This window comes from Enterococcus haemoperoxidus ATCC BAA-382, assembly GCF_000407165.1.
GTDB lineage: Bacteria > Bacillota > Bacilli > Lactobacillales > Enterococcaceae > Enterococcus_L > Enterococcus_L haemoperoxidus.
The window spans coordinates 1,361,607-1,384,344 of the sequence record NZ_KE136479.1; the positions used below are offsets into that span (position 1 = coordinate 1,361,607).

A 22,738-nucleotide genomic window follows, 5' to 3' on the forward strand; every position below is an offset into this window, starting at 1 on the left:
ATCCACCTACAATTCTTCTCTATTCGTTGAAACTTTCCCTAAAATAATTGTTAAGTTTCCATTTCTTACTCGCATAGCATCCATTAGTTCTTTTTCCATTTGACTATCTTTTAGAGTGATTCGATAACGTAGTTCGTACAAACTGCCCATATTGGTCGTTTTCACTGAATCTAAATTGGCGGAGTATGTGTACTGCTGAAATAAATCATCAAATAATCCTGGATAATCTAAATCTTCTGGAATCGTGATTTTCACTTCCCGTTCTGCAACTTTTTGCTTTTCACCAAAATGAATCGTATTTAAAAGTAGTAAAAACAGCGCAATAATCATAGAAAACAAAGCAATATAACTGACATAGCCCATTCCTGTAGCAAGACCAATCCCCATCGACCAAAAGATACTGGTAATTTCTCTAGCACCGCCTGCTACCGAACGAAACCTGATTAAGCTAAACGCGCCTAAAACAGCGACACCAGTTCCTAAATTGCCATTAACTAACATAATCACCAATTGAACTAGGACAGGTAAAACAGCTAAAGTAATCACAAAATTTTTACTATAAACATTTCTATACATATGAACACAGGCGACTAAAAGACCTAATAAAACTGAAGCAACAATACAAACTAAAAGTTGTTTGAATGACAAATCCACTGAACTTTCTACTAATAAACTAGATAACATACTGAAAATCTCCTTTGGAATATAAGTAACGTTGATATGTCTGAGCATATTTTGAAAATGATGCTGGGTAAATATTAAGTTCCGCTAAGATTTCTGAAAACCAAATTGGATAAGCACCTAATGCTTTCACTTCCATCAAAACATCAATTTCTGGTGCGACACTTTCGCCTTGATCATCTAACGTATGGGATAATTGTTCTTCTCGATAGCGGATGTTAAAATCAAAAGTAATCCGAAAATCTTCATTGTCTGAGTCAAATAATGCTCGCCGATCATACGCAATCATCACTTTAGGTTCCAATCTTTTGCGTGCGACTAACCAATCAATTTCCTGTTTGATTTGCTGGTCTTTTGTCGTTTTTAACATAAAAGAATGTGGCTTCTGGATATACCTTTTCGCCGATTGATAAGATAAAGCTACCCTTCTTTTATATACGACACCACTGACCTTCTTTTTTATTTCAAGAAAAACAGTCGACTCTTCTTGAGGAATGCCGTAGCTTCTGATCCTGAATTTTTCTTTGTAGATTGGCTTTCCTAGCGAATGTCGAATCATCTCGTAATCTTGTGTATCAAAATAAATAGAAATGATTGTATGTAATCCATATTCATCTTCTTCCATATAAGGTTGTAATTTTTTCCTTAATTGATGATACATCTTATTAGTCAATGCATATTTTTTTTCTTTTCTTTGAAAACTATTTTTTAGTTTAACCATTTTATTTCCTCCTTTGACTGAATTTATTATATAAAAGGAATCATAAATGAAACTTAAAGATAAAAAGAAAAAATCACCTCATCTTTTAAGAGTGTACTTACTCAAAGATGAGGTGATTCAAAAATCTATATATTTACTACAGCAACCTGTATACTCTTGAAACGGGTTTTATCTTCCTATAGATTTATTTTAAACTACTAATGTCCGTTGTTTACTGAATTTTTCATACTTTTTATTGCTTGCAATTTCATCCAATGTTTCAACTAATGTGTAAACTTCCTCATAGGTATTATATAAAGCAATTGGCGCTAAACGAATCACATTTGGTTCTCTGAAATCTGGAATAATATTGGCTTCTTTTAAAGCTTTGCAAATTCGGTACGCTTCTTCATGTTCTAAACAAACGTGACCTCCTCGTTTACTATCTTCACGGGGATTCCCCACAGCATATCCATATTTAGCAAGTTTTTCGTCGATTAAATACATTAAGAATGCAGTAATCGATAATGATTTTGCACGAATTTTGTCCATTCCTACTTCATTAAAGATAGTCAATGTCCCTTCTAACGGTGCCATCGCTAAGAAACTTGGAGAACCGATTTGCCAGCCGCTTGCATCTTTTTGATGTTCAAATTCATGTTTTAATTCAAATTGAGTATCATCTTTATTGCCCCACCAACCAGCTAAGCCAGGTGTTTCGTTGAAATGTTTCCGATTCATATAAAGACCAGCAATCGACCCAGGACCTGCTGATAAATATTTATACGTACACCAAATGGCAAAATCAGGAGCAACATCTTTAAAATCCATTGGTATTGCGCCAATGGCATGACATAAATCCCAGCCAATCAGGATCCCTCGTTGATGCGCTGCTTCCGTTACTCGTTTCATATCCAGGATTTGCGAGCTACGATATAAAACAGTTGGTAATAGAATGATTGCTACATCATCGGTCATAGCTTCAATGACAGCTGCTTCATCGATCAAGCGACCATCTGTACTGTTCACAACTTTTATAGCATCTGTTGGATCATACCCTTTTAAACGAACCTGACTATCTATTGCGTAGCGATCTGTAGGGAAATTCAAATCATCCACTAAGATTTTGTATCGCTCCCTTGTCGGTTTATACAAAGTGCTGATGCATTGATGAATATTGATAGTTGTGCTTCCTGTGATTACGACTTCGTCTGGATAAGCATTGATCAACGGAGCAGACAGTTCACCTAATTTCCCAGCATAATGAAACAAACCGTCCCATAATTTGATGCCTTCCTTTTTCCAGATATCCATCATATTTAATAAAGCTTTTTCAGCATCTTTTGAAGCCAGCCCTAGTGAATTGCCATCCATGTATATTTCCCCTGGTTGAACGTAAAATCGATCTCTGATATTTTTAAGAGGATCTTTCTCATCCATTTCCTTTGCAAACGCTAAATCTGTCTGAAATACTCTTTTCATTATTTGTCACCTTCCAAATTTTTTATTTTAAACGAAGCATATTTTAAAAACAAAGCACTTCCTACTTGAGTAAACGCCATACACCCTTGAGCAGGTGATAATAGCCAAATCGACTTGTTCTCTATCGCTTTTTTGAAAGTTCATTTTGAATTGGAACCAGTTTCAATTGACTTAAAGAAACGACAACTCCATTTGCATATAACAGTAAAAATTTTACCCATCTGTTTCTCCCCATAAAAAATGCTCCTTTTTGGGTCTGTCTTTTTTAGATTGAAGCAACACTGGATTTAGCTAGCAAGCCTTCTCGTCATCTCAAGATAAGTTAATCATAACGAATGTTCTAGATCTTTGTATATGAACATGTGAACAAAATAGAATCGCTTTCTTTACTTTTTAGTAAAAATAAGCCCTTTTTTTTAACAATTTGGAGTATCTTTTCAAAGCAGAAATCATGATAATCTTTACAGGTCTAGAATTAACTGGCAAACTCCGTTTTTTTCCTCTATAATAAAGCATACAAAATGTTTCTTAAAAACTCTCTTTAGAGGAGGTAGACCATTGGATACCATTGACCGCAAACTCTTGCAGATTCTCCATGAAAATTCACGGATTTCAATTGTTGAATTGTCTCAAAAAATCAATTTAAGTCGTCCCAGCGTAAAGGAGCGAATCAATAAGCTCGTTGAACAAGGTGTTATCACAAAATTTACAATTCAAGTTTCAATGCAAAAAATTGAAGAAAGCATTACCTTTTTCACTGAACTGAGCCAAGTAACGATTCCTGTTGAGAAAACGTTGATACTTTTAAAAAACAATCCTTATGTAAATGAAGTTCATATAGTCAGCGGTGATGTTAATTATTTAGTGAAAGCAACTGTGACCAGTACAACTGAAATGAAAGAGTTGTTAGCAAAATGGATGCAATTTGCTAACGTCAAAACTTCGATTGTTCTAGAAAGTCCAGTAGAAAACCAATTGCATCTTGATAGAGAGTATTAACAAGACCATTATTTATCCACGATAAAAAAGAGCCGATGAAATTCATCAGCTCTCTCCTAATACTTATTCTTTTATTCTACAAATTCAAACTCATACTCACCAATTCGGACAATATCTCCATCTTTCGCTCCACGCGCGCGCAACGCTTCGTCAATCCCCATACCACGTAATTGACGTGCAAATCGCATCACACTTTCATCGTGTTCAAAGTTGGTCATTTGGAATAATTTCTCCAATGAATCTCCAGATAAAATCCATGTTGCATCAGGATCGCGGTCGATTGTAAATTCTGGTCCTTCTGGTTGGAAACCATAATGAACGGTATCTTCAACGATTTCTTCCTCATATAATGGGAATTCCGGCGTTACATCGATTAAGTCAGCCGTAGCATTAAGTAAAGGTTCAATCCCTTTACGTGAAACACCGGATATTGGGAAAATCGGCAGATGATCTGCATATTCATCAGTTCGCTCTTTCTCAATTTTTTCTTTGAATTTCTTCAAATTTTCTTCTGCTTCTGGCATATCCATTTTATTTGCGACGATAATTTGTGGACGTTCCATCAAACGCATATTATGAGATGCTAGCTCTTTATTGATAGCTAGATAATCTTCATAAGGATCGCGTCCTTCCATCCCACTCATATCGATTACATGTAGAATGACTCTTGTCCGTTCAATATGGCGTAAAAACTGTGTTCCAAGTCCCACACCTTGTGATGCCCCTTCAATCAATCCGGGTAAATCAGCTGCAGCAAAACTACGTCCGTCACTTGTTGACACCATTCCAAGGTTAGGAACTAATGTTGTAAAGTGATATGCACCGATTTTAGGACGAGCTGACGAAATAACAGATAGTAAAGTGGATTTTCCAACAGATGGGAAACCAACTAAACCAACATCAGCTAAAACTTTCAATTCTAATTCAATTTTTCTTTCTTGACCGGGTTCGCCATTTTCAGCGATTTCAGGAGCTGGATTTTTAGCAGAAGCGAAACGAATATTCCCGCGTCCACCGCGTCCACCTTTGGCTACAGTCAGTGTTTGACCGTTTTCAATCAAATCTCCGATCAATGTACCGGTCTCAGCATCACGAACGGTTGTACCTGGCGGAACTTTTACAAACGTATTCTCTGAACCACGACCGTGCATGCCTTTGCTCATACCATTTTCTCCAGGTTGTGCTTTAAAATGACGATTAAAACGGAAATCCATCAAAGTACGTAATCCTTCTTCTACCACAAGAATCACATCTCCGCCTTGACCACCGTCACCTCCGGCAGGTCCGCCGTCTGGTACATATTTTTCTCTACGAAAGGCAACCATTCCGTCTCCACCCTTACCAGCTTTGACATCGATTGTTACCTGATCTAAAAACATGGACATATTTTGTCCTCCTATCTTAAAGAAGTTGGGATAAAGTATTTCTTATCCAAAAATGAAAGAAACCTATCTCCCCACTTCTTCAGGTTTTACATTTTTTACAAATCTAATTGTTTGTATCATTCGCTTTTCAATAACATTTTCTGTTTGAAAGCCTTTCTTATTGTAAAGGTTAAACCAGAATTTGTCTAGCCAAATTCGTTTTTATGAACTAGAATTAGAGGCTGCTACTGAGACAGCAATAGCCGCAGCTGCTGCACTGGCTTCTTGTGCCATCATCATGGTGATTGTCAATGCAGAGATGTTCAAATTATCATTAGATAAAATACTCATTTCTTCATGAATCAATAAACCTAAAGCTAAAGAATAACGGAAGTCTTTATAGAAACGTAAATTTGTTTTTTCATCAAGCAACTCTAAGTACTCTTGTAAAACTCGAAAATCGACTTTTTTCAAAGTAGCTAAAAAACCAAGTGTAATGATACTATTATAAAATTCTGGTCTAAAACGAAGTCCCAATTGCTTCAATTCATCTATGACATTTTTGACTTCTTCAACCAGTTCAATAGAGAACTCGCCAGTTAACATAGCAGCAGTTGCTGCTGCAAATTGAAGTTGATTTGATTTGTGAAAGCCGCACTCATTCAATGCTTGATAGTACTCTTCCGCTAAATCACCAACTTGTTTAGTCGTCAACGACTCTAATTGTTCTTGCTGAGCTAAAGCAATTGCGATTGAACCATCTTCGGCACCAGTAAGAAAATAATGATGTGTCTTTATTTCCTCAAAAATACTTTGTCCTCTACGTACAACAAATTCTTTTTCAGCTGTTTCAGTAAATTGAAGTAAGTATGCTGAAAAATAAGAGTAAGAAGAGGCGCGAAAACCAACATCACGCAAACGTTGATAATCAGTAAGCAATGTATGAATAGCTAACTCTTTTGATTTCCCATTTGCTAATAACATCCCTAATAAAATACCCCTAACAGGTTGAACTAATACATTAAACATTTTTAATTCTCCTTGAAGTATTTCTTCCATACGACGAAAATCAGTATCTGAGAAATGACGTTCTTTGTCTACAAATGATCGTGCAATCGTGTAAGCTACTCGCTTATCAAACCATTTTCCTTTCCCTTCTTTGATTGCTTGGTAATTCATTTGAAGTGACGCAACAACCTGACTTCTATTCATTTTCCCCAACTCCTTTACTTCATTAAAAGACAAGATTTTTGACAAAAATCTGAAATGCGTTCATGCTATTAGTATAGCGTAAGTCAGTATTTTTTTAAATACGCACTGCTATTTTATCGTTGTCTAACGCTATGTTTTTTGTCACTGGAATCTATTTTTGGTTTAAGCTATACCAGTTCATTAAGCATTTAATTTTAAGGAGGAAATTTAGTATGACAGTAAAAGTAGGAATTAATGGTTTTGGACGAATTGGTCGTCTTGCATTCCGCCGCATCAAAGAAGTTTCCGATGATATTGAAGTTGTTGCAATCAATGATTTGACAAGTCCGACAATGTTAGCTCAATTACTTCAATTCGATTCGACTCATGGGACTTATCCTGGAAAAGTTACTGCAACAGATGACTCAATCGTAGTGGATGGTGAAAAAACAAAAGTCTATGCAGAAGCTGATGCCAGCAAGTTGAAATGGGTAGAAGAAAATGGCGTCGATATCGTTTTAGAATGTACTGGTTTTTATACGTCAAAAGAAAAAGCACAAGCCCATTTAAATGCAGGGGCAAAACGTGTCGTAATTTCCGCACCAGCTGGTGACATGAAGACAATTGTTTATAATGTTAATGATGACACATTGACCTCAGAAGATAAAATCATCTCTGCTGGTTCTTGTACAACAAACTGTTTAGCACCTATGGCTTATTTCTTAAATAACGAGTTTGGTATTGAAGTTGGTACGATGACAACAGTTCATGCTTATACATCCACTCAAATGTTATTAGATGGGCCCGTGAAAGGTGGCAACTTACGAGCTGCTCGTTCAGCTGCTGACAATACTATCCCACATTCAACGGGTGCTGCCAAAGCAATTGGGTTAGTTATTCCAGAATTAAATGGAAAACTTCAAGGACATGCGCAACGCGTTCCTGTCGTCGATGGCTCTTTAACAGAGTTAGTCTCTATTTTAAGAACAAAAGTAACAGCTGATCAAGTGAATGAAGCAATCAAGAAACATACAATCGACAACCCTTCATTTGGCTATGACGATCGTGAAATCGTATCTGGTGATGTTATTGGAACAACAGAAGGTTCTATTTTTGACCCAACCCAAACGGAAGTAACAACTGCTGGCGATTTCCAGTTGGTTAAAACCGTCGCTTGGTATGATAATGAATATGGTTTTACTTGCCAAATGATTCGTTTATTGGAAAAATTTGCTAATTTATAAACACTATTTTTGCTAGATTAAATAAATAAACCTCCTAGAAATAATTCTATATTCTCTAGGAGGTTTATTTTAATCAATCAAACATGTTTCGCAATATAGTCCACTAATTCTTCAGTCTCATCCCAACCTAAACATGGATCAGTAATAGATTGCCCAAAAATTTTTCCATCTGCTTCTTGACGACCACTTTCAAGAAAACTTTCAATCATAAAACCACGTACCCATTTCTTCATATCATGATTCCACGAGCGATTAAATAAGGTTTCTTTGACGATCCTGATTTGTTCTTTGTATTGTTTCCCTGAATTGTCATGATTCGTATCAATGACAATAAACGGATTTTTATAGTTGCCAGCTTTATAAAAAGCTACCACTTTCAGCAACTCTTCATAGTGATAATTCGGGATATTCTCCCCATATTCATTCAAACCACCTCTTAATACAACATGGGCCAAAGGATTAGAACTAGATTCAACTTCAAGTCCGTTAAAAATAAATTCTTGTTTTTGCTGTGCTGCATACAGTGAATTGAACAATACGTTTAAATTGCCACTAGTTGGATTTTTCATTCCTGTTGGTTGATCAATTCCACTGGCAACGAAACGATGCTGTTGGTCTTCCACAGAACGCGCACCTACTGCAATATAACTAACTAAATCTTGCACAAATTCTAGATTTTCAGGATAAAGCATTTCATCTGCTGTCGTTAGACCCGTTTCACTGATAACCCGATTGTGCAAACTACGAACCGCCGTAATGCCTTTGATTAAATTACTTTTTCCTTCTGGATTTTGCTGATGTAATAACCCTTTATAGCCGTCGCCATTCGTTCTAGGTTTATTAGTATAAACTCGGGGAACCATAAAAATTTTATCTTGGACTTTTTCTTGTAGTTTAGCTAAACGAGTAACATACTCCATTACAGCTTCTTCATTATGAGCAGAACACGGGCCGATCACTAAAAGAATCTTGTCACTTTTTCCTTCAATAATTTCTTTCAATTCTTGATCACGAACGTTTTTTAAGTGCTCTTGTTCTGGCGTTAATTTAGATAAGGATTTGACTTGTTCAAAATCGATTGGTTGGCTTAGCGCTTTAAAGCTCATACAATAACTTCCCTTCATTATTTTATAATCAAACAATAAAAATAGATTCTAGTAATATAAAAAAAGCCTCATCCTCTTCATTGCTGAAAAGGACGAGACCGAATGATCCGTGTTACCACCTTTGTTTTCAATCAGTTTACACTCATTGACTTGTCAGGTACAAAATTATACCTTGGCACAATAACGGGTGCGCGTAACCGTCACAGCCTACTCAGTTCGGTGTGAAGTTCAAAGAGGAATTCAGATACATTAGGTTTATGCGCCTCTCAACAACCGGCTACTTTCTGTACACCTGTATGATCTTACTAGTTCTTGTCAAAACTTTTATTGTTTATTGAAGTCATTGTAAGAGATTCTTTCAGAATTGTCAATCTTTTTCAAAAAGAAAAAGGTTGAGGATGGGACATCATTCTAAGGGTCACAATCCTCAACAAATCTAATTTACTTAGTTCGAACTGGAAAATCCAGAACTAACCTCTTCTGTAGGCTGATTTTTCTTTTTTTGCTGACACTCTTGGCAAATACCATGAAATGTTAACCGATGATCTTTCACCATAAAATGATAGCGCTGTTCGATCACTTGCTCTACTTCACCTAGTAAATCCTCTTCAACTTCTTCGATATTGCCACATTCTAAACATAAAAGATGATGATGGAAGTGCTTAGCTCCCTCTTTACGTAAGTCATAACGAGCCAATCCGTCATTAAAACTTACCTTATCTACGACTTTTAAGTCAGTTAAAATTTCTAAAGTACGATAAACCGTTGCTAAACCAATCTCTGGGCTTTTTTGTTTTACTAAAAAGTAAATTTCTTCCGCAGATAAGTGATCTTTCTCATTTTCTAATAATACCAAAACGGTCGCTTCTCGTTGAGGCGTCAGTTTAAAGCCAGATTCGTGCAATTGTTGTTTTGTTTTTTTTAAAGCAGCAGTAGAATCCATAAATGCAGCCCCTTATTTATAATTATTTTAATCTAGAACTATACATTGTAGTAACAAATTATAATAAGTATAAAATAACTCCAAAATATTTGCAAGTGATTCTCAATTAGAATGAAAAAACAATTATTTTTCTTGTTGTTCTTCTTTTAAAATGGTAAATCCTGTTTCTTGAGTGATTTTGCCCTGCTTCAGCAGATTACCTATTGCACGCTTAAATTGGGCTTTACTTATACCGAAAGTTTGCTTGATTTCTTCTGGATTAGATTTGTCAGTGAATGGAATTTTATGATCAGCTGACCGTTCTAAAAAGGTCAAAATCATTGCCGCATCATCACTGATTGCTTCATAACCACGTGGTTTTAAAGAAATATTTAGTGTGCCGTCTGGACGTACGCCAATCACACGACCATTCACTCTTTCGCCTAAGCGAGGCTCCTGGTAACGTTCTGAAGGATGGATAAATGCAATATAAAAATCATCAGTCAAAACAAATGACCCAATCATTTTCAAACGGTAAACGATGCCACTAATGTTTTCATTTTTTAGCTCTTCTGTTCCAGGTTTAGCCATAGCTTTAAAAATTTTCTCATCTGCTAATTCGCCCCAAATCCGTTCTTTGTTGTCAACTTTCAAAGCAACCATCAACTGATCGCCTTTTTTAGGCCATAATTCACGCATTACAGGCAGTTCATCTAAAGATACGACCACATCCTTATCTTTTAAACCAATGTCCACAAAAGCGCCTAAATCACGTCTTGTACCTGTCACTGTTCCGAATGCGTATTGACCTATTCGAGCTGTTGGGATGAGCGTCGTCATCTCAGGTTCTTGTTTTTGATTCATATAACCAAAGCCTTCTACAGCTTCGCCAATTTCGTGGCTACCTTCTTCTTTAGATAAACGCAAAGTGATGCCATTTTTTTGTAAAAAATAATGACTTTCGTTTTCATCGATCACTAATGCTGTAAAAATTTGTGCTAATAATTCGTTCATAAATTTTCTCCTTCTGGCGCTTAGCCTAAAAAAATACGTAATAATGCAATCGTAACGATTCCTACTACCACTGTTTTCATTAAATCTTTGGTACGAATAGCAACAAGTAAAGTAGGAATACAACTTAACGCTTCTAACGTTTTTACTTTAGGAAAGCCTGTTGCCTGAACATCTAAAATACTCTGAAATAAGAGTGCCGTCAAGATACAAATTGGAATATAGGATAAAAACCTTAGAAACCATGCTGGAAAATCTACTCGTTTTGAAATTAAAAAAGGAAAAATTCTAGGAATCCAAGTGACTAAGGAACACCCTAGAATAGTCAATAATACATAATTACTACTCATGGTGATTCACCATCCCAACTGTACAACCTAAAAGCGTAGCGAATAAAACAGAAAGTTCTGACGAAAAAAAGCCCATAAAAAAGTACAAAGAGACACAAACAGCCGCTAAAACGATCAAGGTTTCTTTCGTATATTTCTTGATAGGTCCATCTACTTGTAAAATAAATAATCCTGCAAACATTGCTACCAAAGCAAAATCTAATCCTAACAGATAGGGATCTGGAATCCAGGTACCAAGCAGACCACCTAAAATTGTTGAAAGAATCCAAGCTAAATAAGCCGTTATATTTAAACCATGAGTCCAAGCAGAACTAACTCGGTAGTCATTATTTAAAACCGTCATAAGGACACCATAAGATTCATCTGTTAAAAGTGTTCCGATTCCAATACTAGTGATTAGAGGCTCTTTTTTAAAATAAGTTGCCACAGACATACTCATTAAAAAGTGGCGTAAATTAACTAAAAATGTCGTAAATATAATGGCAGAAATTGGCGAATGGATCGCTAACATACCACAAATAATAAATTGTGCTCCACCAGCATAAATCAAAATCGACATCAATGCTATTTCCGCAATTGATAGACCGACATTTTTACCCACTACACCTGCAGCGATACCAATTCCTAAATAACCTAAAATAGTTGGTATGCAAGCATTGACCCCTTCTCTAAATGTGAGATATTCTTTTTTTTCCATACAGTTCTCCTTGCGATAAATCAATCGTCATTGATATTTTTTCTTGAGTAAACATGAGAAGAGAAACGAAGATGAATAGAAGTCTTTGGCTGTAGAAATAAGCAGTAAACCACGAAGATCCATCTTCAAATTTTTGTAGGTTTTAGCCTGTGTCCAAAAAAGTTATCTCTGATACCAACGTTTATTGGTAATTAAGGTGTGAAACAAAAGTAATTTTTACTTTTGTTTCACACCTATCTTCATCTTCTGAAAAGATTATTCGCTATCTTCCAGCATTTCTTGAAGCATTTCCTTTAAACCACCCAGTTTTCGCATTAATTGTGACTAAATACTGGTTGTCTGAGCCATATAGATTGTAATACCCCTCACCGTTAATAATCCTTGCCGGTTGTAAAGAATAGCCGCCAGCTGTGATATAGCCACGTTCAATACAAGTTGCGATTACTTTTTCCTGAATTCCTGGTGCCCAGCTCCAAGCTGGATTACTCATATCACTAACATCAGTTGGATTGACTGAATATACAGGATCTGTATAGACACCTTGAGCATTCGGTGCTGAAAAAGTATTTGAATCCGGTTGTACGCCATTTGTTGTTTGTGTATTATTTCCTTGGTAGTCAGACGTAGGTGTTTCATTTGTTTGAGCTGGCGTTTGATCTACTGGGACTTGTTGCTGTGGCGCATTCAAGGCTTCAGTATCTGTCAATGATTTATCAGCTTTAACTAATGCTTCATTCAGCGGTTTACGTAGTGTATCACTTTTTACTTTATCTACTTCTGTTTTTGCCGCAGTATAGTTTTCTCTTGTTAAAGCATCTGTCAATTCATTATTTTTATAAAATACATCAACTGCTGCTTTAGCCTTTTGTAATTGATCGTACTGACTTACAGCTTGATCGGTTGCTTGATTAAGTAATTTATCAAAGTCATCTTTTTCTTCACGTTTGGCAAGGTCGACTTTTTTGTCAGCTTTGATTGCGACATCTTTTAATTTGCTGCCATCAATAATTGGTTGAGCAAATAATTCATTTGTTTTTGTGATTGCAGTTTGTTTTTCTATAACTTTTTTATAAAGAGCATCAAGCTCCTTGTAATTCGGTTCATCTTTAAGCGTATCTAAATTTTCTTTGATTGCTTTTGGACTAACGCTCACCATCTCTGGTTTAAGGAATAGTTGTTTGTCATCTGTAAAATAACTCTTTAACTCTTTCTCTGTTTGAGTTGCTAATTTTTCTTGTTTTTGTGAGACTTCTCCACCAATTGTATCTTTCTTTTGAGTCTGATTATAGGCTAACCAAGAGCCACCAGCAAGTACGACAACTGCTGCTAAAATAATCGACATTTTTTTATAGTTTTTACTTGATGCTGTAATCGGCAAATCATTTTTTGTTTCGTTTGCAACTGTTTTTTCATCTGTCGGTTTTTCAAATTGATTTTTACCAGTCTTGGCTTCTTCAGCATCTTTAAAGAAAATAGGTGCTGCATCCATTTCAATTTCTTCTGGTTTTTTACTCTTTGATGGAATCTCAGATGTGTTGGTCGGTAAAGCTTTAGGACCAATTGGCTTTGAATCTTCTATTTGTTCTTCTGGTTTAGTGAATTTTGTAATTTCTTCTTGCGATTGGTTCTTTTTATCTTGCGGCAATTCTTTATTTGATTCTGTTGATTTATGATCTGATTCGTTGGATTTCACGTCATCTTGTCCTTTATCTTTCGTCTTTGATTGCTCATTAGAAGAGTCAGGTTGATCTGCCTCTGTTTTTTTATCAGTTTCTTCATGATCTTCTGATTCAGATAGGTCATCAATCATTGGTTTGTCATTTTTATGTTCATTGATGTATTGATCTAAAGCCGCCGTATTCAAAAGTTCGTCTGATCCGTTTTCTAACGAGATAACCTCTTTTTCAACTGGCGTTTCTATCTCTTTAATTATCTGTGCTTTTTCGGATGATTCTTCCTGAACTTCTTCTGTTGATTCAGGTGATTTTTCGTCTGATTGTTGTTCATTGAACATCGTCATTACATGTCCAATACTCATATCCTTCAATTCAGACCATTCAATATTTTCATTTTGCTCTTTATTCAAAAAACTAGAAGTATCGTCTGCTTTTTCGTTAGAGGTAGCATTATCTGACTCTTTGATTGCTTTTTTCTGATTCGTTTTGAAAGAATAACCACATTTCGGGCATAGGTCTTCTTTATTGTCTATTTCTGTTCCGCAATTCGGACATTGTTTCGTCATTCATTCCGCCTCACATTCTACACATTCGTAAATCTAATCTACCATAAAATCACGTTTCTTCCAATATGTACTCTCTAACTTTTTTGTTACGATTGTTAAAAACAGCCCTTTCCGAAAGAAATCGAAAAGAGCTGTTCAAATTTTTAAGAAAAACTTCTTATTCTAGAAAGTCTTTTAATTGTTTAGAACGAGAAGGATGGCGTAATTTGCGTAGTGCTTTCGCTTCGATTTGACGAATACGTTCGCGGGTTACACCAAATACTTTCCCAACTTCTTCCAATGTTCTTGTACGTCCATCATCTAGACCAAAACGTAAACGTAAAACATTTTCTTCACGGTCAGTTAATGTATCAAGTACATCTTCTAATTGTTCTTTCAACAACTCATATGCTGCATGTTCAGCAGGACTTGTTGCATCTTGATCTTCAATAAAGTCCCCAAGGTGAGAATCATCTTCTTCACCAATTGGTGTTTCCAACGAAACTGGCTCTTGCGCAATTTTCAATATTTCACGCACTTTTTCGGTCGGCAAGTCCATTTCTGCACCGATTTCTTCAGGCGTTGGTTCCCGACCTAAGTCTTGCAGCAATTGACGTTGAATACGAATCAATTTATTGATTGTTTCCACCATATGCACAGGAATCCGAATTGTTCTAGCTTGGTCAGCGATCGCGCGAGTGATTGCTTGACGAATCCACCAAGTAGCATAAGTTGAAAATTTGAATCCTTTACGGTAATCAAATTTTTCTACAGCTTTCATTAGACCCATATTTCCTTCTTGGATCAAATCAAGGAATTGCATACCACGTCCTACATAACGTTTTGCAATTGAAACAACCAAACGTAAGTTAGCTTCAGCTAAACGTTGTTTTGCTTCTTGATCGCCTTCTTCGATTTTTAAAGCCAATTCTACTTCTTCTGCTGCTGTTAATAATTGAACACGTCCGATTTCTTTAAGATACATACGAACAGGATCGTTGATTTTAACACCAGTCGGGGCAGATAAATCTTCCATTTGGGCTTTTTCAGCAACTTTTGCGTCTTTTTTAAGACTATGTTCACTTGGATCACCATTTTCATCAACAACACTGATTCCAGCGTCTTCAACTTTTTGGATCAACTTCTCCATTTCATCTGCATTCAATGTAAATGGCGTTGCTAATTTGTTTGTTAGATCATCATAAAGAACAGTACCTTTTGGTTTGCTCTCTTTGATAAAGGCTGCCACTGCAGCTGCATATTTTTTTTCTGTTTCTTTTTCCATGAAAGAAGGCCCCCTTCATTTTTCCATTCGGCTAAATATATAAATAATAGTCAACTACATCGCCTAAAACTTTTAGGACGCTGTACGACTTTTTTGCAATTGTTTTACTAAGCTTATGACTTCGATTGCTAATTCATCAACTAAAGGCTTATTTCCAAGACGTTCTGCTTCTTTTTTTTGCAGTTGCTTTTCCTTGATCTGATCTTCCAAGGTGGAATTTCCAATCACTCTTATGACATCTGCAATTTCACGATCAGAACTTTCTTCTGAAATGGTCTGCAAAGAAATATCAATCGCTAATTTTTTGATTGTTTCATCTTTTAGATAATCAATAAAATCAGCTAGTAGAAAGTCAGAATGAATACTCATATAACTATCTAACAACAAATAAAGTTCTTGATATTGGTCATGAGCAAAACTAAAGTCTGTTAGCTGAATCAGTTGATTTCTGACGCTTTGTTCATTCATTAAACGATACAACAACGTGCGCTCTGCTTTTTCTACTTGTGTTAATGGTAGTTTATTTTGAACCGACGGAGTAACAACTACTTCTTCAAACATTTCTGGCGGTTCCAGCATGTCGTCGATCTCATAAGCTTGAGGTGGCGGTGTTACTTGTTGTTGCCGTTCTCTTCTCTTAGTAGAACGTTGTTGCGTTTCAAGTTGCTTCAACTGCTCTTCTAAAGAATGAAAGGATAGCTGAAATTCTTGCGCTAATTGATTCAAATAGCGATCTCGCTCTAATGGCGACTGTACTAATATCAATTCTTGCAGCAGATCATTCACATAATCCAATTGTTCTTTTTCGTTGTTCATATTCCTAGTCAAACGATGATACTGCATTTTAAAGCTAAAAACAGTCTCTCGACCATGCAATGCTAACTCACGAAATGACTCGTTGCCGTATTTTCTTAAATACTCATCTGGATCCAGTTTTTCTGGAATACTAACGATACTTAATTGAAAACGACTGTGCTCACTTAATAAAGAAATAGCACGATTTGTCGCTTCTACTCCGGCGGTATCGCCATCGTAGCAAACTACAAGTTCTTTAGCTACTCGTTCAAGTTTACGAATCTGCTCGTTAGTCAAACTAGTTCCCATAGAGGCGACACCGCTGGTAATACCTGCTTGCCAAGCTGCAATAACATCCATAAATCCTTCAAATAAAAACACAGTATTTTCTTTGCGAATCTCTTTACGAGCTTTGTCAAAGTTAAATAATGTATCTCTTTTATTAAACAAGACTGTTTCTGGACTATTTAAGTACTTGGGCATATCATCACCCGGAAAATCTTCTGTTTTAAGTAATCTTCCTGAAAAAGCAATCACGTTGCCACGATCATCATTGATTGGAAACATAACACGCTGGTAAAAACGATCTAAAAACTCACCGTTGTCTCTTTGAATAAACAATCCAGACTCCTTGGATAAATCCTCAGCTACTTCTTCATTTTGGAATACTTGACTTAAAAAGTCACGTTTTTGAGGAGCGAATCCGATTTTAAAGGTTTCGATGAGTTCTTTTGTCAGCCCGCGTTCTAATAAATAATTCAACGCTGGTTCACCAATTTGCGTATTCATCAAAACATGATGATATAAATCAGCTGCTTTTTTATGCAGTTCGATCAACTTACGAGTTTGCAGATTTTCCGTTGAGTCTGACTCCGTTGTATTGACCCAGTCGATATTGACGGGTATTTGCTCTAATTCAGCCACTCTTCTTACGGATTCTGGGAAATTGATCCCTTCTATTTCCTGCAGAAAATTAAAAACAGTTCCACCTTTTCCGCAGCCAAAACAATGAAAAATTTGTTTATCTTCTGCTACTGAAAATGAAGGGGAACGTTCTTCATGAAACGGACATAAACCCATATAATTCTTACCGGATTTTTTCAATTGAACATATTGTCCAACGACATCAACGATATTCGTACGTTGTCTTACTTCCTCGATAACTTCTTGAGGAATTCTTTGTGCCACTGTTCTCACCTCCAAAAATAGCAAAAGCTAATTTATGCGATAGTCAGTAAAAAAGCACTGAAATCTTCAGCGCGACTTTCAAAAGACACAATTACACATGTTTTATTGTATCATACTAAACATAATTTTCAAGTAAATTGCACCTTTATTTTCATAACTGTGAAATTCTGAAACTCATTGTTTACATAATATATATATAGTTAACTAGAATTATCTTTAAAGAAACGAAAAAAACAGATAATAGCGTATCTGTTTTTTTCGTCAATGACTTGGATCACTCCACATCATGCTTAGTATTAATCTTTAGTATCTTGTGCATTCCACAATTCTTTAACAACAGGAATATTCCCTAGTTCAGTCATGTTGCTGGGTAAGATCACTGTGTTTGTATCGCTTCTAACAACTTGCTTAAATGCTTCTATCCCTAAATAAGCTAAAGTTTGTTCATTTAAATCACTGTCTTTGATTGCTTGATTCAAAGCTAAGATACGTTGTCTCTCCGCTTCTGTTGTTATACGAATTCTTTCTGCTTCAGCATCAGCATCGATCTTGGTTCTTTCTGCACGCGCCTCTGCATCGATTTTCGTTTGTTTCGCTCTCGCTTCAGCATCGATTTGCATTTGTGATGCATTCGCTTCTGAATCTAAGATGATTGATTGTTTTCTACCTTCTGAAATCGTAATCGTCGATTCTTTATCACGACTAGCTGTAATCAGTTTGTTCATCGAGTTTACAATTTCATCTGATACAGAAATTTCGCCAATATTGATTCGATCAATTGATAATCCGTAACCAGCAGTAATATCTTTTACACTTTCAAATAGACTTACATTGATTTCTTCGGTTCCATTAAGCACTTCATTCAAATCCATTTTTCCGATAATACCACGTAGATTTGATTGGCAATCTTGAATCATTGACGTCACAGAATCTTCATTGTCATAAACAAAAGCTCGAACATCTGTTACATGATATTTAATTGCTTCATCTACTTCTACAATTACGTTATCGCGCGTAATCACACTTTGAGACTCAATTTCTAGAGGTGTTTGCTTTAAAGATACTCGACCCCTTACTTTATACAATACAGGTATCAGAAAATGAAGCCCTGGATCGATTGTTTTAACATATTTACCAAAACTTTCAACAATTTTCACTTCACCTTGCTGGACAATAATCACCATTTTTGAAATTAGAAGTAAAACTAAAACAAGAACAATGATAAAAATTAGAATATTAAGGATTATCAATATAATTCACATCACTTTCGAATAAGTAGTTGTTTACAGTTACAAATAATTCGGTACTGGAGAAATCTACGACTTCTAACATCGCCCCTTTCTCCGGGATACCGTTGATTACACGATACATATATGGACTACCGTATATCCGAATGATTCCATTAAAATTATCTGTCGATGACCGAAAACACTTTCCAATCGTTTTGCGCATTTGATACTCACCACTCATATATACCCCTCCTTATTTCCACACTTTTTTACTCCATTTTTAAAGATCTTTGATTGTTGTACCAGATCGTTTCATTTGGAAAAGTCCAACTATGATTCGAACAGTAATATTAATAAGCATCATTACTGCAAAAATAGGTAATGTCTGCTGATTTAAAAATCCTACTTCTAAGATACTATGGAACAGCATTGCAGCGACATAAATCCCTCCCACGGTTGTAACAGCCAAGAAAATTCTAAGTGGATTAAATGGCAAACATGCGCGAACAACTGCCATACAGCTAATACCAATCAATAAGTAATACATCAACGTCGTTGTTTCCATTTGAGTGAAGCCTTGGTTTTGGCCCATCAAATATACAGCAACAATATTTAACACTACTAAAACTGCATTAACAGATGCATTTCTTAATGCCGTCGGTAAGAATTTACCTCGTACTTTTCGTTTATCACTTTCAAATGACAAGAAGAATGCTGGATATCCTTCAATTGCTAAATCAATCAATGTGATTTGGATCGGTATAAATGGAAATGCAATAGTAGTAAATACACAAATCATTGATAAAATAAATGAATAAATCGTTTTTATAAAGAAGACACTCGCAACTTTTGTTACATTATTAACAACACGTCTACCTTCAAATAAAACATCGGGTAATGTTGTGAAATCAGAATCCAATAATACTAAATTAGAAATCTGTCTTGTCGCCCCATCACCTTCAGCCATGGCTATACTACAGTCAGCTTCTCTTAATGCTAAAACATCATTCACACCGTCACCTGTCATGGCAACAACATGATCATTATCTTTCAATTCTCGAACGATCGTACGTTTTTGCTGAGGTGATACACGACCAAACACAGTGAATTCATGGACTGCTTTGCGCACTTCAGCTTCTGTTTCCATTTTCGATAAGTCAACATAAGATTCATAACCAAATAATCCAGCACGACGCGCAATATTAGAAACAGTAACCGGATTATCACCAGAAATAACTTTTAAATCGATTCCCTCTTCACGTAAATAAGCTAATGTTTCATTAGCATTTTGACGAATCGGATCATCGATTTCTAATACAGCCAAAGGTTCTAAATACGGCATCTTTTCTTCATTCAGTGGAGCATTTTCGGAAATGGCTAACATTAATACACGATAGCCGTTTTCTTGTGCTTCAATCACTTCTTTCGGTAAGCGATCTGCTGTAACTAATTTCTCAGGAGCACCAAGATATACCGTTCCTAGTTCTGTAAACTCGATTGCTCCCCACTTTCTTTCAGAAGAAAATGGCAATGATTTAACTGCACCATAACGGTTAGACAATTCGAAATGATCACGAATAGCTTGCATTGTAATATTATTATCTGTACTTTCTGCTAGATAGCTACCGATGATTTGAGGAAAATTCTCATGATAGTTGGTATGTAAAATTTCTACTTTTTGAACTTTCATTTTCCCTTCAGTGATTGTACCCGTCTTATCTAAACAAAGTGTATCGACATGCGCTAAAGTTTCGATTGAGTACATATCTTGAACAAGAATTCGTTTTTTAGCTAATTTTACGACTCCTGTAGTTAACGTGATGCTGATCAAAAGAACCAAGCCCTTTGGCAACATTCCAAGTAATGCCGCTGCAGATGCGACCACTGACGCTTCTAAACCAGAGTTACGAATTAAGAACCCTTCTACAAACAAAATGATCCCCAAAGGAATGATTACTAAACTCGTGAATTTCGATACTTTACGAATCGAATTGACTAATTCAGATTGAATTGGTTTATGCACTTTGGCTTCTGCAGTGATTTTAACTGCATAATTATCCGCTCCAACATGAATAACTTTTCCGTAAACTTGACCACTTGCCAGAAAGCTACCCGATAATAAAATAGCGCCTTCTGTTTTCTCAATCAAATCAGATTCACCAGTTAATAGCGCTTCATTAGCTTCTGCTTTCCCATCTAAAACTTCCATATCAGACGGAACTTGTTCTCCAGCGGAAATCACCACGATATCATCTATGACTAATTCTTTTGTATCGATTTCTATCTGTTTACCATCACGAATAACATGGACGCTTTCTTTTGCTACAATTGATAATTTTTGCACTAAATTTCTTGCATGGATTTCTTGATAGATTCCCATACCCATATTCACTAATATAATTGCTAAAAACGCTAAATTGGAATAAGCTCCAACAAAAAATAAACATAGCGCGATCCCAAAGTTTAAAAAGTTAAACAATGTCATTACGTTGTCGTAAATGATGTCTTTCGTAGATTTAGCAACATTTTCCTCATAATCATTTTGTAACCCTTGTTTTTTTCGTTCCTCTACCTCTAATTGAGTTAATCCCTGTTTTAGGTCAAACTTATTTGTCATGGATTCAGTTCCCTACTTTCTCCTCGTTAAAAATACATCTTCTTTAGTTTACTTGTTAATAGAAAGAAGTTCAAGAAAATCCTCAAGAATTCGTACTATTTAACAGACGATATTCTCAAGGACCAATTACTTTGGTATTTAATTAGTTCAACCACTTAATAAATTGCTCGTTCATCTTAACTAGATCAGCATAAAACATATTTCCACCATTATTATACAAAAAGCCCCCATTGTAGATCAATGCTTGTGGTCGATAATAACGATATGTTTTTTGGTCTGTATTGCCTAGTAACGGTGACAAGACTTCTTTTGAATATTCTTCTGCAAGGTGAATCGAATTATTTCCGCCCCGTTCTTTTACAAACGCAATATAATCTAATCCAAAATTATATGCTTGAACAGCTGTCCAAATATCACACCCAGCTTCATCGGCTTGCGCGATTGATTGTGCCAAAAAAGCAACTCCTGTGTCGATACTTTCTTTAGTTGTACCAATCATTTGTCTTTTACCATATGCACTTTCACTGCTTTGCATCAAGTCTTCTGAACGCCCTTTTGATTCAGTGTAAATAATAGCTAAAACTAAATTTTTATATTCAGGAATATTATTTTCTTTGACTGCCTGTTCTACCTCAGCTTCGTAGGTCATCACTTGCTGCACATTTTGGCGAATTTTAAACCCAAAATATCCTAACCCGATAATCAGCAATAGAAAAAATAAGAGCAGTATTTTTTTTACAATTTTCATCAATTTGCCCATCTTATCATCCAAACTTTTTGTGAGTAGATTTCATCATACTTTATTATTCAAAAAAAATCTAAAAAAAGGCGGATTCTTTATTATTCTTTAAGAAAAATTTGGAATTTTCTTTGCCCATTTCAGTTTTAAATCTAAGTGAAAACCGATATACTATGAAAGATAGGTGGTAACGAGATATGGAAAAACAAAAAAAACTACTATTGACCAAGGATAAAAGCTTGATTTATTACGAAATATCAGGTAAAGGCTTCCCTTTATTCCTGCTTCATGGTAATGGCGGAAGCGGAAAATATTTTGAAAAACAAGTACCAGAATTTAGCCGCTACTTCAAAGTCTTTACTGTAGACAGCCGAGGGCATGCTCGTTCGACAAACAATAGTAACTCACTCACTTTTGAGCAAATGGCAGAAGATTTGTACTCACTCATGGAACAAGAACAGATTAAACAAGCAGATATTGTAGGTTTTAGTGATGGTGCTAATTTGGCAATGGTTTTTGCTAAAAAATACCCCAATATGATTCATCGTTTAGTATTGAATGCTGGAAACACTGAGGTGCAAGGAGTCAGTTTGCCTATAAGAATTTTTACTACAATAGAGTACACCTTTTTGAAGTTTCTTTCCTTATTTAATAAGAAAGCAAAACGTCAACTACTCGTTGTTCGTTTAATGACACATGACATTGGCGTGTCTAAATCTGATCTTCAAACATTATCTGCTAAGACTTTAGTAATTGTTGGTAAGTATGATATCATCAGACGAGCTCATTCAATTTATCTAGCAAAAGAAATCCCGCATGCATCCTTTATTTTAGTTCCAAAACACGGACATTCTTTTGCAAAAAAAGATCCCAAAACATTTAATAAAGAAATCTTAACATTTTTACAAGAAAAGTAG

The 22,738-nt window shown here is 35.7% G+C and carries 20 protein-coding genes and 1 other annotated feature; of the genes, 3 read left to right on the forward strand and 17 right to left on the reverse strand.

Annotated elements, in window-relative coordinates; all coding sequences use genetic code 11:
• Window positions 1-6 precede the first annotated feature (6 nt).
• The 3 genes from I583_RS06385 to kynU form a co-directional block, all read right to left on the reverse strand.
• The gene (locus I583_RS06385; protein WP_010761331.1) at window positions 7-684 is read right to left on the reverse strand and encodes a DUF4956 domain-containing protein; all 678 of its coding nucleotides are present in this window, start codon (window positions 682-684) and stop codon (window positions 7-9) included.
• Window positions 674-1,402, reverse strand: a complete 729-nt coding sequence (locus I583_RS06390) for a polyphosphate polymerase domain-containing protein (RefSeq protein ID WP_010761330.1) — start codon at window positions 1,400-1,402, stop codon at window positions 674-676. Before I583_RS06390 ends, I583_RS06385 begins: the two co-directional genes overlap by 11 nt.
• A gap of 189 nt (window positions 1,403-1,591) precedes the next feature.
• Window positions 1,592-2,863: a kynureninase gene (gene kynU / locus I583_RS06395; protein ID WP_010761328.1), complete on the reverse strand. Its 1,272-nt coding sequence runs from the start codon at window positions 2,861-2,863 to the stop codon at window positions 1,592-1,594.
• A 558-nt stretch (window positions 2,864-3,421) separates the two neighbouring features.
• Here kynU and I583_RS06400 point away from each other — a divergent pair.
• Window positions 3,422-3,862, forward strand: coding sequence for an Lrp/AsnC family transcriptional regulator (locus I583_RS06400; RefSeq protein WP_010761326.1), 441 nt, complete (start codon window positions 3,422-3,424; stop codon window positions 3,860-3,862).
• A gap of 71 nt (window positions 3,863-3,933) precedes the next feature.
• Here I583_RS06400 and obgE read toward each other — a convergent pair whose 3' ends face one another.
• Complete coding sequence (gene obgE / locus I583_RS06405) at window positions 3,934-5,247, reverse strand: GTPase ObgE (protein WP_010761325.1); 1,314 nt, start codon at window positions 5,245-5,247, stop codon at window positions 3,934-3,936.
• A gap of 201 nt (window positions 5,248-5,448) precedes the next feature.
• Entirely contained in the window at window positions 5,449-6,438 is a 990-nt protein-coding gene (locus I583_RS06410; RefSeq protein ID WP_010761324.1) for a DUF4003 family protein, read from the reverse strand.
• 212 nt (window positions 6,439-6,650) lie between these two features.
• Between I583_RS06410 and gap the strand changes: the two genes are divergently transcribed.
• Entirely contained in the window at window positions 6,651-7,661 is a 1,011-nt protein-coding gene (gene gap, locus I583_RS06415; RefSeq protein ID WP_010761323.1) for a type I glyceraldehyde-3-phosphate dehydrogenase, read from the forward strand.
• A gap of 77 nt (window positions 7,662-7,738) precedes the next feature.
• On the opposite strand, the gene I583_RS06420 is transcribed toward gap, so the two are convergent.
• From I583_RS06420 to I583_RS06475, 12 genes are all read right to left on the reverse strand, one after another.
• The gene (locus I583_RS06420) at window positions 7,739-8,767 is read right to left on the reverse strand and encodes a 3-deoxy-7-phosphoheptulonate synthase (protein ID WP_010761322.1); all 1,029 of its coding nucleotides are present in this window, start codon (window positions 8,765-8,767) and stop codon (window positions 7,739-7,741) included.
• A gap of 85 nt (window positions 8,768-8,852) precedes the next feature.
• Window positions 8,853-9,095, reverse strand: a binding site (T-box leader).
• Between the two features lie 117 nt (window positions 9,096-9,212).
• A complete protein-coding gene (gene fur / locus I583_RS06425; protein WP_010761321.1) occupies window positions 9,213-9,710 on the reverse strand; it encodes a ferric iron uptake transcriptional regulator in 498 nt (165 codons plus the stop codon).
• Between the two features lie 123 nt (window positions 9,711-9,833).
• Complete coding sequence (locus I583_RS06430) at window positions 9,834-10,703, reverse strand: CvfB family protein (protein WP_010761320.1); 870 nt, start codon at window positions 10,701-10,703, stop codon at window positions 9,834-9,836.
• A gap of 20 nt (window positions 10,704-10,723) precedes the next feature.
• Window positions 10,724-11,050 (reverse strand): AzlD domain-containing protein, encoded by a 327-nt coding sequence (locus tag I583_RS06435; RefSeq protein ID WP_010761319.1) that lies wholly within the window; start codon window positions 11,048-11,050, stop codon window positions 10,724-10,726.
• Entirely contained in the window at window positions 11,043-11,747 is a 705-nt protein-coding gene (locus I583_RS06440) for an AzlC family ABC transporter permease (RefSeq protein WP_010761318.1), read from the reverse strand. Before I583_RS06440 ends, I583_RS06435 begins: the two co-directional genes overlap by 8 nt.
• A 262-nt stretch (window positions 11,748-12,009) precedes the next feature.
• Complete coding sequence (locus tag I583_RS06445; protein WP_010761317.1) at window positions 12,010-13,989, reverse strand: cell division site-positioning protein MapZ family protein; 1,980 nt, start codon at window positions 13,987-13,989, stop codon at window positions 12,010-12,012.
• Window positions 13,990-14,146: 157 nt separating this feature from the next.
• Window positions 14,147-15,253, reverse strand: a complete 1,107-nt coding sequence (gene rpoD, locus I583_RS06450; protein ID WP_010761316.1) for an RNA polymerase sigma factor RpoD — start codon at window positions 15,251-15,253, stop codon at window positions 14,147-14,149.
• A 72-nt stretch (window positions 15,254-15,325) separates the two neighbouring features.
• A complete protein-coding gene (gene dnaG / locus I583_RS06455; RefSeq protein ID WP_010761315.1) occupies window positions 15,326-17,236 on the reverse strand; it encodes a DNA primase in 1,911 nt (636 codons plus the stop codon).
• A 296-nt stretch (window positions 17,237-17,532) separates the two neighbouring features.
• The gene (locus I583_RS06460) at window positions 17,533-18,420 is read right to left on the reverse strand and encodes an SPFH domain-containing protein (protein WP_010761314.1); all 888 of its coding nucleotides are present in this window, start codon (window positions 18,418-18,420) and stop codon (window positions 17,533-17,535) included.
• Between the two features lie 52 nt (window positions 18,421-18,472).
• On the reverse strand, window positions 18,473-18,706 hold the full coding sequence (locus I583_RS06465; RefSeq protein WP_010761313.1) for a hypothetical protein: 234 nt from the start codon (window positions 18,704-18,706) through the stop codon (window positions 18,473-18,475).
• 39 nt (window positions 18,707-18,745) lie between these two features.
• Window positions 18,746-21,082 carry a cation-translocating P-type ATPase gene (locus I583_RS06470; RefSeq protein ID WP_010761312.1) on the reverse strand — a complete coding sequence of 779 codons (2,337 nt, stop codon included), beginning with the start codon at window positions 21,080-21,082 and terminating at the stop codon, window positions 18,746-18,748.
• A gap of 142 nt (window positions 21,083-21,224) precedes the next feature.
• On the reverse strand, window positions 21,225-21,842 hold the full coding sequence (locus tag I583_RS06475) for a lysozyme family protein (protein WP_010761311.1): 618 nt from the start codon (window positions 21,840-21,842) through the stop codon (window positions 21,225-21,227).
• Window positions 21,843-22,018: 176 nt separating this feature from the next.
• Here I583_RS06475 and I583_RS06480 point away from each other — a divergent pair, with 176 nt between their 5' ends.
• Complete coding sequence (locus I583_RS06480) at window positions 22,019-22,738, forward strand: alpha/beta fold hydrolase (protein ID WP_010761310.1); 720 nt, start codon at window positions 22,019-22,021, stop codon at window positions 22,736-22,738.